Source organism: Nostoc sp., from assembly GCF_036917235.1.
In the GTDB taxonomy this organism is placed as follows: domain Bacteria; phylum Cyanobacteriota; class Cyanobacteriia; order Cyanobacteriales; family Nostocaceae; genus Nostoc.
Map to the genome: position 1 here is coordinate 1 of NZ_JBALDU010000049.1, position 11,318 is coordinate 11,318.

Consider the following 11,318-nt stretch of genomic DNA (forward strand, 5'->3'; position numbering starts at 1 on the left):
CCCTGATTCCTTCATCTGCACCCTGAAACGGGTTTTACCCTAATTATTTATTCTCCCACTAATATGGTCTGTTTATTTCCGCCGTGCTGTACTAGTACCTGCCTTTAGCCTTCTACTTGTATTCTCCAATTACCTCGATTTTACCCACAATGTTGCTGTTTAACTCTTCCAGTTCTTCGGCTGGAATCCACCATTCTGTATGATATGAAGCCCCAACTTGATGAACTTCATACTTATCCATGAAAACTTTTTTAACTTCAAACCGTGTAACATAACCTACGCCACTGTCCCGAATATTCCATTTAGTTGCAATTTCCTGGGCATACTGCTCGTTTGTAACGGGGTAAAAAATTGGCTGTTCAGGTAGTCTCGGCGGCCATTTGGTGTAGTCGCTTTGTTTAACCAGTTCTAGCTCTTTTGGACCAGTAGGGCGATACAGAGTTACTCTTTCTTCCATGTTAAGAATTAGTTAATATACGTTGAATTGAGCAAAATACAGTCATTATAAAATACTGGGAAAATTTCCAGATTTACTGGTGTCTAAGCTACTGTTGGTGATTTGACGATGAAGGCAATTATCTTAGCTGCTGGCGTTGGACGACGCTTAGGTAAAGACGGGCAAATCCAACCCAAATGCTTACTGAAATTTAACGGCAAATCTCTACTAGAGCGCCATTTTCACTATCTCCGTCATTACCAAATTGATGAAGTAGTGATTGCTGTGGGTTATCAAGCACAAAGAATTCAGGATGAAATCAAAGCATTAGGAGCCGAAAGTTGGGTCAGTACAATTTATAATCCTGACTACACCAAAGGCAGTGTAATCAGCCTTTGGACTGTACGTCAGCATTTAGTTGCTGGCGATGACATATTATTAATGGATGCAGATGTATTGTGCGATCGCCGCATCATCGAACGATTGGTAAAGACAAATATCCCCAACAGGTTTTTACTAGATCGGGATTTTGAACCGGGAGATGAACCCGTGAAGCTTTGTGTTAGAGATAATTATCTAGTGGAGTTTCGTAAACAAGTAGCTCCTGGTTTAGCTTATGATTTTGCCGGTGAGTCAGTGGGATTCTTTCGTTTTGGAAGTGCTGTTGCTCGCCGTCTTGCGATTCGCACAGAACAGTATGTTGCAGAGGGACGGGATAATGAACCTTATGAAGAAGTAATTCGGGATCTGCTCTTAGAAACTCCAGAAACATTTGGCTACGAAGATATCACTGGATTACCTTGGCTTGAAATCGATTTTTCCCAAGATATTCAACGCGCTCAAAACGATATTTTACCTCAGATAGAAGTCGCAGAAAATGTCTGAAAATATCTTTGAAAGAATTCAGGAGTCAGGAGTCAGAATTCAGTATGAAATTATTTGCTACTAGCGGGTGAATCAAGGGGTTAAAAATACTTATTAGATATCCGATTTAGTGGTCAAAAACATAGTGGCGGTTTTGAATCTCCCACTAATTGATTCTGAATTCTGGCTTCTGAATTCTGAATTCTTCTTTAATTTATAGGTTGAAAAAAGCAAAATAAATGCATCAAATATTTGCACCCAATGATACCTCTGCAAAATTAAATAAGTGTGCCCAATTGCGGTTATTACTAGAATCGCCTCAACTCGAGTTCATCATGGAAGCTCACAATGGGATTAGCGCCCGGATTGTGGAAGAGGCTGGATTTAAAGGAATTTGGGCGAGTGGATTAGCCCTTTCGGCTCAATATGGCGTTCGAGATAATAATGAAGCCAGTTGGACTCAAGTTGTAGAAATGCTTGAGTTTATGTCTGACGTCACCAGCATCCCGATTTTATTAGATGGTGATACAGGCTATGGCAACTTTAATAATATGCGTCGCCTAGTTAAGAAGTTAGAACAGCGAGGTATTGCTGGAGTCTGTATTGAAGATAAGCTTTTTCCCAAAACCAACAGCTTCATCAACGGTAGTCGCCAACCTTTGGCTGAAATTGATGAATTCTGCGGCAAAATTAAAGCGGGTAAGGATAGTCAGACAGATCCAGATTTTTGCATTGTCGCCCGACTCGAAGCTTTGATCGCCGGCTGGGATCTTTCGGAGGCATTGCGTCGGGCTGAAGCTTACCACGCCGCCGGAGCAACCGCGATCTTGATTCACAGTAAATCATCGCGCCCCGATCAAGTGCTAGCCTTTGCTAAAGAATGGGCGGGTCGTTCCCCATTAGTGTTTATACCGACTAAATATTACAGCACGCCTACTGATGTTTTTCGCAAAGCTGAAGTTAATTTGGTCATTTGGGCAAACCATCTGATTCGATCTGCTGTTGCTAGTATGCAGGCGATCGCGCGCGAAGTAAAAGCCAGCGAAACTTTAATCAACATTGAAGATGATATTGCTCCCGTAAAAGAAATCTTTCGGCTACAAGGGGCGGATGAACTCATAGAAGCTGAAAAACGCTACTTTAACAACGGACGACAAAATACCCAAGCGATCGTTCTGGCTGCTAGCAGAGGCCAAGAATTAGCCGGATTGACGCAAGATAAACCAAAAGTCATGTTACCCCTTGGCGGTAAACCTTTACTCAGGTTATTGGTGGATAAATTCAAGAAACTTGCCATCAATGATATTACCGTTGTCGCCGGTTACAAAGCAGAAACCATCAATGTTCCGGGGACTTTAGTCATCCGCAACCCAGATTATGAAACAACGGGAGAATTAGCATCCTTAGCCGTAGCTCAAGCCAGTTTTGGCGAAGAAATGCTGGTGCTTTACGGCGATTTACTATTTAGAAGCTACATCTTGCGAGATTTATTAGAATGTCCCGGAGAAATTGTAGCTGTGGTTGATTCTGTAGCCAACAGCAAGTCTGTTAGCGGTTCACCTGACTACGCCTATTGCTCAATTCCAGACGATCTTTCTCTGTTTGGACAGGATGTTAACTTGTTGGAAATTTCTAAAACAACACAAACGCAATTAGGAAACTCTAGCGGACGCTGGATTGGGATGCTGCGCTTGCGGAGTCAAGGTAGACAGTGGGTTAGTGAAGCACTGAATGAATTACAAAAACGACCGGAATTCAACAGTTTGGGTTTGCCAGAATTATGCAATTATTTAATCGAGCAAGACAAACCGATCAAGGTGCTTTATATTCGCGGTAACTGGTTAGATGTTAATTCTTTAGACGATCTTGACCTTGCTTTTCAATTGAAACAATAGGGAGTGGGGAGTGAGGAGGTGGAAATTTTGAACTCAGAGCTTCATCGACGAAGCTTTAAGAGGATGTTTGAAAAGTCCTCTTGTTGGTAGCAAAACGTTTTAGATCCCCCTAAATCCCCCTTAAAAAGGGGGACTTTAATATCCGGTTCCCCCCTTTTTTAAGGGGGGTTAGGGGGGATCAACAAGCACCTAAAATCACAGCTAACTAGTTTTCAAACAACCTCTGAGGTTCATCGGCGAAGCTTTGAGGTTCATCGACAAAGCTCTGAGGTTCATCGGCGAAGCTCTGAGGTTCATCGGCGAAGCTCTGAGGTTCATCGACAAAGCTCTGAGGTTCATCGGCGAAGCTCTGAGGTTCATCGACAAAGCTCTGAGGTTCATCGGCGAAGCTCTGAGGTTCATCGGCGAAGCTCTGAGGTTCATCGGCGAAACTCTGAGGTTCATTAACGAAGCTCTGAGGTTCATCGGCGAAGCTTTGAGGTTGAAGTTTTGAGTTCTGAAGCGCAAGTTTTGCTTTCTGAAGTCGAAGTAATAATTTTTTATCGCCACTCTCAACTTCCCAATCCCCATCTCAATCGTTTAAATACCTGAAAATTGCTGTAAATTTTTAATTATGATTCAGGCAGAGGAATTTGTAGAAGCTGCGCGTAATCTTGGCTTTGGGTGGTACACTGGCGTACCTTGTTCTTTTCTCACGCCTTTTATTAACTACGTCATCAATGACGTTCAACTTAAATATATCTCCGCAGCCAACGAGGGAGATGCTGTAGCGATCGCAGCTGGAGCCGCAATTGCTGGTAAACCCGCAGTAGTGATGATGCAAAACTCTGGTTTGGGGAATGCAGTTAACCCGCTAACCTCCCTAACTTATATCTTTCGGATTCCACTGCTGCTGATTTGTACTCTAAGAGGCGATGTCTATGACCGGCTACGCCTACGCGATTTACAAGACGAACCGCAACATGAATTAATGGGGCAAATTACAGAGAAATTGCTGGAAACAATGACTATACCTTGGGAATTTTTTCCCACAGATGTAGCAGAAATAGAACCCGTTCTGCAAAGAGCCATAGCTTATATGCAACAAGAGCGCCGTCCTTATGCTCTAATTATGCGTAAAGGAGCGATCGCACCCCATGCACTCACCCGTTCTTCTATCCCCGAACGAGAAAATAGTGCTAGCGCTCATATTCAGCAAAGCTTTTTTCGCGATCGCCAAGAACAACGCATTTCTCGCAGCGAAGCATTGGCTCGGATTGTGGAACTTACCGATCCAGAAAACACTGTAGTAATTGCCACCACCGGATACACGGGACGCGAACTTTTCGCTAGTAAAGACAGCGTTAATCATCTTTATATGGTCGGCTCGATGGGCTGCGCTTCCTCAATGGGATTGGGATTATCCTTGGCACGTCCAGACCTCAAGGTAGTAGTAATTGATGGCGATGGGGCAGCACTGATGCGAATGGGTAATTTTGCTACCATCGGCACTTATGGCGGTGCTAACTTGACCCATATTCTTTTAGATAATGAAGTCCACGATTCCACAGGCGCACAAGCCACCGTCTCTGCGGGTATCTCCTTTGCCAAAATTGCCGAAGCGTGCGGTTACGGCGTGACATTAGCCGGAGATGACCCCGCCCTTTTAGATGCCTTATTTACCGCAGATGCTAACACTAGACCTAAATTCGCTCATTTAAAAATCCGTCCCGGAACTTTAGAAAAGCTACCCAGACCCAATCTCACCCCGGAAGAAGTTTTACAACGCTTTATGAACCATATTGGTTCTAACTGGCAACTCCTAACTCCTAACTCCTAACTCCTAACTTTGGTAATGATTTTACTAAATCCCGGCCCCGTTAATTTAAGCGATCGCGTCAGAAATGCCCTGTTGCGTCCCGATTTGTGCCACCGTGAGGTGGAATTTTCTCAACTTCAAAACAGAATCCGCGAACAATTACTTCAAGTTTATGGTCTTGGAAGCGATGGCTGGGCAGCAGTTCTCCTTACCGGTTCTGGAACCGCCGCGATGGAAGCGATGATCAGCAGTCTAGTACCCACAAACGGGAAATTACTAGTAATTGAAAACGGTGTATATGGCGAACGACTATCCAAAATCGCCAAAATTCACGGCATTGATTACATCACACTTTCCCATCCTTGGGATGCCGAAATAGATATCAAGGCTTTAGTCAAACTCCTGGATGAAAACACCGACATCACCCACCTTGCTGTCGTTCATCACGAAACTACTACCGGTCGCCTAAATAATTTGCTGGAACTTGCACCAATTTGCCAAGAACGCCGTATCAAACTATTAGTAGATGCAGTCAGCAGTTTTGGTGCTGAAGAATTAAATTTTGCAGATTGGGGAATCACCGCTTGCGCTGCGACAGCGAATAAATGTCTGCATGGTGTCCCTGGAGTATCTTTTGTCATCCTGCAACGGGATGCACTGCCGTTAGTAGACACAATTCCCCGCACCTTATATTTAGATTTAGCAACCTATTACCAGCAACAAGAACGAGGTGGCACACCTTTTACGCAATCAATACAGACATTTTATGCTTTAACAGAAGCTTTACAAGAAATGACAGAAGCAGGAGGTTGGCGTGCCAGACACAAACATTACAATCAACTTGCCAGCTTAGTCAGAGATGGGTTAGCCTCAATCGGAATTAAACCCTTACTTCCTCTTGGCAGTTCATCCGTTGTCTTGAATGCCTACTACTTACCAGATGGTTTCAGCTATGAAGAATTTCACGACCAACTGAAAGCACAAGACTATATAATTTATTCTGGACAGGGAAATCTGGCTCAATCAATCTTTCGAGTCTCGACAATGGGAGCCGTTACCCAAGCCGACATGGAACGCTTTGTTGGCGTTGTTAAACAAATCATTGGTAATTCATAATATTCTCTCGTTCCCATACTATTTATGGGAACGAAGAACGAATCTCTGGATGATTATTTGCTCCTCCTGCCTCCTGCCTCCTTCAATTTAACAGGGCATCAAAGCATCAAATCTTCCTAGTACTGCCATATCTTCTTCATCTAACTCCGCCGGAATCCCACTGCGAATCAATTCCGAAAAGTCTTCATTGGGAATCATCACAGTCAACGTGTACAAGCGAGTAGAACCAGTATTTTTAATCAAATGAGTACCAGTGGGAGGCACTAATAAACTATCCCCAGCTTTGATCGTGGCACTCTTGCCGTCACATATAGCGATCGCTTCCCCTTTAAGGACGAAAAACATTTCCACCGCCCATTGATGGCGATTTGGGGGTGTTTGTCCACCAACATCAAAAATTTCTATGCAGCAAGTCAAAGAAGTATTAGCGTTTGTCGAATCGAAGATAATTGCTAATCGATTAGAGGCATCGGGACTGATCCGATATACTTGGTAATCTTTGCTAGATTTGATAACCGGAATTACACAACGAGTAGCGTACATTTATTTATCCCCTCTGAGTTATCGATGGGTATGAAAATTCCTAAAATCTGAGTACTGAATCACAGAATTTGAGATTTTAAATTTTAGATTTTGGATTAAACGCTCACACCGTACCCCTCCTGGGAAGCAAGCTACGCATAGCGTTCCGCAGGAAAGTCCAAAATTTAAAAAAGTCTGAAAGCAAGGGAATTTAAACGCGAGAACAAATCTAAAATCTAAAATTCTTGATCGAATAAAGAGCATTAATGCATGGGATCAATCTAAAATCTAAAGTCCAAAATCCACAATTGATTCACTCCTCACCATTTTGCAGCGCTGTTAAAATTCCTTGCGAGTCAGTGACAAAACCGAAGCATTGTTTGACATTATACAATGTCGCCAGCCAACAATATTCAGGAGAAGTGGTAGCGGTGCAATCTTTAAGCAACACGCAGTCATATCCTAAGAAGTTGGCATCACATAAGGTAGTTAGCACACATTGATCGGCATTAACACCAGCAAAAAATAATGTTGTCTTTCCCAAATTCCGCAAGATACTATCTAATGGTGTATCCCAAAACCCACTCATGCGGTATTTATCCACACGAATATCTTCGGGTATCTGTTCTAGCTCGTCTACGATTGCCGCAGCCCAACTACCTGCCATGAGTACTCTAGCACCATTGCTTGGTAGTGGATCGCCCAATCCCACACCTTCCCCTGTGGGATTATAGACGTGGCGCGAACTAGCACTAATATTGAGCAAGTCGGGACGATTTCCCCAATTTACCCAAATGACTGGAACGCCAACCTCACGCAGTTCTGGAAGTAAGTTGTTCAAAGGTTCAATAGGCTGACGCGCCGGAGTTACATCCACGCCGATATGCGCTAACCAGCCATCAGGGTGACAGAAGTCGTTTTGCATATCAATGACGAGGATAGCAGTCTTTGCCAAGTCTAGGCGCAGGGTTTTAGTTTCTGTTGATAAAATAACGGGTTGTGGGGGCTTTTGAGGACGAGTGATATCTGCGATCGCATCATTCACTGTCCACGCATTTGGGGCAACTCCCAATGTCCGTAATGGTAAATTCATAAAATTCCAGTACCCAACACCATTTTCTATTTTGTAACTTGAAATTCAAGTCAAAATACAATTACTTAATTAAGGTTAAATATGGTAAATTTCACTATCCAAAATGTTTTGATCGCCGTCAGTGATGATTATGCAACGGTAGATGTACAGATTGTAGATGGTGCGATTGTAGCCATTTCCCCCAGTCTACAAGTAATCGGCACTGCCATAGATGGCAAAAATAAGCTATTGCTACCTGGCTTTTTCAACGCCCACACCCACTCATCAGAGATGTGGCAGCGAGGAATCATGTCAATGTTCCCTTTAGAATTATGGTTGGCGGAACTGTATGATTTTGCCCCCCTCGATCCCGAACAGGTTTATCTCAGTGCTTTGGGTACTGCGGTGGAAACCTTACTTTCCGGTGGGACAAGTGTGGTAGATCATCTGGTGTTAATTCCCGGACTTGAGTTAGAAACGATCGCCATTGCAACTCGCGCCTACAGAAAAGTGGGAATTCGCGCCTTTATTGCCCCCTTAATTCAAGATGAATCTCTCAGCGCAGGTATACCATCTGGGAAATCAGCAAAAACTCATGAACCTTATCATCGCTCAACTGCGGCAACATTGGAAATCATCGAAGAAGCGGTGAGACAATTTCATCGCCCAGATGAGGGTGTGAATATTTTAGTTGCGCCAACAGGGATACAATTGTGTACTGATGCTTTATTTGAGGGGTGTACTGAGTTAAGCGATCGCTATAATCTTTGTCGTCACTCCCATTTACTCGAAACCAGGGCACAGGAAAAACTTGCTCAAGAAAAGTACGGTTGTACTGCTGTAGAACATTTGAAAAGAATCGGCTTTTTGAGCAATAAAACTTCACTTGCTCATTGTGTTTGGTTAAATGATGCTGATATCGCCATCCTCGCCGCAACTGAATCTACAGTTGTTCATAATCCCCTAAGTAATTTACGTTTAGGCAGTGGCATCGCCCCTATTTTAAAATATCGCCAAGCTGGAGTAAATGTAACTTTTGGTTGCGATGGTGCTTCAAGTAATGACTCTCAAGACTTGTTAGAAGCGATTAAAATAGGTTCTATTTTACATAATGTTACAGACTCAGATTATCAATACTGGATTACACCCAGACAAGCAGTAGAAATGGCATCTTTGGGAGGCGCAAAGGGTCTGAATATAGCAGACAAACTCGGTTCTTTAACTGTGGGCAAACAAGCCGATTTGGTACTTTATGACCTAACTAATTTATCACTACTTCCGCGTACCGACCCCATTGGTTTATTAGTTTTAGGTCGTCCTAGTAATGTTGTTAATAGTGTTTGGGTCAATGGCAAGCAAATTGTTGCTGATGGTAAAGTTACCACAATTAACGTTGATGAATTGCGCCAAGAATTATTTAACCGCAATCAGTGGGAGACAAAGCGTAAGTCTCAAACTGTGGAGCAAATTGAGGCTCATTATCGCACGGTTATGGGGTTGTAAAAGACAATAAAATACAGAACTACGGCAAAAAATTCGTGCTTTGGTGTTTAATATTCGGTTAGAGAATGGGACATATATACTTAGTAAACTTGACGACTATTGCTTCAAATATTACACTGTACATTGAGTAATGAGTTTTTAGATTATGACATCTTACATCGACATATTCAACCATTATCGTGAGCATTTTTATTGCCGTGTAGAGCAGGAATATTCTTGGTATAAACAAGCTGGCAATTTAAGAGATGCTGTCGAAAGAGCTTTTCTTAGTATAAACGAAAAGGGAGAAGTTGAAGACCATCAATCCCGTTATGGTATTCCCAAGTGTTTACCTCTAGCGGCTGAGATTGCTTTAGAGCATTTAGATACTCAGTGTATTATTGATTTTGACAACTTTAATAGTATTTATCAATTTGTTCGCTCTGTTAGAAAGAAAGTTAAAGGTTTTGGTGAATTAGCCAATTATGATGTGGCAATGCGTATTGCTCATTATCAGGGTTGTGGAGAACTTCAGGTAGTCTATCTTCATGCAGATGTTAAGACTGGATTTCGCGCTCTAGGTTTGAATGAAAAAAATAGACGTATTATACCTGTGGAAGAATTTCCTGAACCTTTTAACCAATTAAGCGGAGATCATCTAGAAAATTTACTTTGCCTCTACAAAAAATGTTAGATGGTTCTTCTGTCGAGTTTCCTAAAACTTGTATTAGCCCAAAAAGAAATTCTTCTTGCATCAACAAAAAAAAGCAGCTACGCTTAAAATGCTAGTAATAAAGGGGTTGAGTTTACCTAACTTGCAGCCTCCGATTTGTTCCTTTTGCTATCCCTATCCTGCAAACCGGTCAATCCAGTATCCCCCACACAGTGCGCTCGCTATAGCAACCGTACTAAACAGCATTGATGTTAGCTTTAAGAGCAAAGCGTTACGTGAGAGCAATTCACTATGTCATCAGCAGCAATTACCACCGTAATCAAAATGATGGAATCTTTACCCATTGAGGTACAAGATCGGATTGCAGAGCATCTGCGGGAATACATTGATGATCTGCAAGATGAAATTAGATGGAATGAATCGTTTCAGAGAACACAATCAAAACTTATTACTGCTGCCAAACAAGCTAAACAAGAAATTGCAGAGGGGCAAGCCACTGCAATGAACTACACAGCGATCGCTTAGAGATTATATCCTGAGTGTTCAATATTTCTACCACCAGTTATCTTGGTCGTTATGTTGTTGTGTGTATCTTTACATAGTGAGTAAATTTCAGGATTGGTTCTGGGAAATCCAAGAATGCGGACAAGGCCCTCATTACTACTTCAGTGCCACTTTTGCTCCGTCTGATGCTAAACGCCTTGCTGCTTTAGTGCGCCAGCATCCATTGTCTGGTTTTGAACGCTGCCACTTTGTTGGCAAATTAATCAATGCGCCATGTGGAGACTGCAATACTCCAGGTTCTTACGATTTGTATGTTGACCAGAGCAACTATGCTGAAGTTATGTCAGGTATACAAAGAGATGAACCTATAGTTACTGTTGCACACTGTGTCTGGCAGATAATTGGGGTTTGCGATCGCAATTTTGGCATCGAGTCTGGTTATGGTGGAATAACTGGCACAGAGAACCAAACTGACACCTCACTGCTTGTGGCGCTGGCGCAGTCACCAGAACTCACCTTAGTTGATTGGAGAGTTGTTTCTGGGGGAGATGGTTACGCATCGGTATTTTTTAGAACTGGCACATCAGCCGCAGAACTGCTTGCTTACTTGCAGATGCAGCCGGAAAAGCCTGACTTTTTGAAAATAGAAAGGGAGTTACGTCTGGCTTTATCAGATCCAGCATTATCTAAAATTTATCGCTTGGGCGAGTGCAAAATCAATGGTTGGCGGCTGGAAGCGATCGTTTTGCATGATATTCAAAAAACCACAAGCAGCTATGGTGGCGAAGGATGGGACATGACACCACACACCAGTGAGCTTTCTAAAGTTGCTCAAACTGTTAGCGATAAGTGCAAGGTTCCGGGTTGTGCAGGGGGTGCTGCACACGCGCTAAATGACTTCTACACGCTCATTGGCAGTCATCTTAGCTTTGGCTATCGGCGCCAGGAGGGGTAAT

The 11,318-nt window shown here is 42.9% G+C and carries 12 protein-coding genes; 9 read left to right on the top strand and 3 right to left on the bottom strand.

Annotation, left to right across the window (positions count from 1 at the left end; translation table 11 throughout):
• Window positions 1–112: 112 nt before the first annotated feature.
• Window positions 113–457, bottom strand: a complete 345-nt coding sequence (locus tag V7K44_RS15975) for a hypothetical protein (protein WP_334932933.1) — start codon at window positions 455–457, stop codon at window positions 113–115.
• A 108-nt stretch (window positions 458–565) separates the two neighbouring features.
• Here V7K44_RS15975 and V7K44_RS15980 point away from each other — a divergent pair, with 108 nt between their 5' ends.
• From V7K44_RS15980 to V7K44_RS16000, 5 genes are all read left to right on the top strand, one after another.
• A complete protein-coding gene (locus V7K44_RS15980) occupies window positions 566–1,321 on the top strand; it encodes a phosphocholine cytidylyltransferase family protein (RefSeq protein WP_334932934.1) in 756 nt (251 codons plus the stop codon).
• 218 nt (window positions 1,322–1,539) lie between these two features.
• Window positions 1,540–3,195, top strand: coding sequence for a phosphoenolpyruvate mutase (gene aepX / locus V7K44_RS15985; RefSeq protein WP_334932935.1), 1,656 nt, complete (start codon window positions 1,540–1,542; stop codon window positions 3,193–3,195).
• Window positions 3,196–3,439: 244 nt separating this feature from the next.
• Window positions 3,440–3,688, top strand: a complete 249-nt coding sequence (locus tag V7K44_RS15990; RefSeq protein ID WP_334932936.1) for a hypothetical protein — start codon at window positions 3,440–3,442, stop codon at window positions 3,686–3,688.
• Between the two features lie 120 nt (window positions 3,689–3,808).
• Complete coding sequence (gene aepY / locus V7K44_RS15995) at window positions 3,809–5,014, top strand: phosphonopyruvate decarboxylase (RefSeq protein ID WP_334932937.1); 1,206 nt, start codon at window positions 3,809–3,811, stop codon at window positions 5,012–5,014.
• A 15-nt stretch (window positions 5,015–5,029) separates the two neighbouring features.
• Window positions 5,030–6,109 (top strand): 2-aminoethylphosphonate aminotransferase, encoded by a 1,080-nt coding sequence (locus V7K44_RS16000; protein WP_334932938.1) that lies wholly within the window; start codon window positions 5,030–5,032, stop codon window positions 6,107–6,109.
• 87 nt (window positions 6,110–6,196) lie between these two features.
• On the opposite strand, the gene V7K44_RS16005 is transcribed toward V7K44_RS16000, so the two are convergent.
• Together V7K44_RS16005 and V7K44_RS16010 are read right to left on the bottom strand one after the other, a co-directional pair.
• Window positions 6,197–6,652: a cupin domain-containing protein gene (locus V7K44_RS16005; protein WP_094348972.1), complete on the bottom strand. Its 456-nt coding sequence runs from the start codon at window positions 6,650–6,652 to the stop codon at window positions 6,197–6,199.
• 292 nt (window positions 6,653–6,944) lie between these two features.
• The gene (locus V7K44_RS16010) at window positions 6,945–7,724 is read right to left on the bottom strand and encodes a cysteine hydrolase family protein (protein ID WP_334932939.1); all 780 of its coding nucleotides are present in this window, start codon (window positions 7,722–7,724) and stop codon (window positions 6,945–6,947) included.
• A gap of 81 nt (window positions 7,725–7,805) precedes the next feature.
• Here V7K44_RS16010 and V7K44_RS16015 point away from each other — a divergent pair, with 81 nt between their 5' ends.
• The 4 genes from V7K44_RS16015 (at window position 7,806) to V7K44_RS16030 (ending at window position 11,317) form a co-directional block, all read left to right on the top strand.
• Window positions 7,806–9,206 (top strand): amidohydrolase, encoded by a 1,401-nt coding sequence (locus V7K44_RS16015; RefSeq protein ID WP_334932940.1) that lies wholly within the window; start codon window positions 7,806–7,808, stop codon window positions 9,204–9,206.
• A gap of 145 nt (window positions 9,207–9,351) precedes the next feature.
• Window positions 9,352–9,879: a hypothetical protein gene (locus V7K44_RS16020; protein WP_334932941.1), complete on the top strand. Its 528-nt coding sequence runs from the start codon at window positions 9,352–9,354 to the stop codon at window positions 9,877–9,879.
• Between the two features lie 270 nt (window positions 9,880–10,149).
• A complete protein-coding gene (locus tag V7K44_RS16025) occupies window positions 10,150–10,383 on the top strand; it encodes a hypothetical protein (RefSeq protein WP_334932942.1) in 234 nt (77 codons plus the stop codon).
• Window positions 10,384–10,459: 76 nt separating this feature from the next.
• Window positions 10,460–11,317, top strand: coding sequence for a hypothetical protein (locus V7K44_RS16030; RefSeq protein WP_334932943.1), 858 nt, complete (start codon window positions 10,460–10,462; stop codon window positions 11,315–11,317).
• The last annotated feature ends 1 nt before the right edge of the window (window position 11,318 follow it).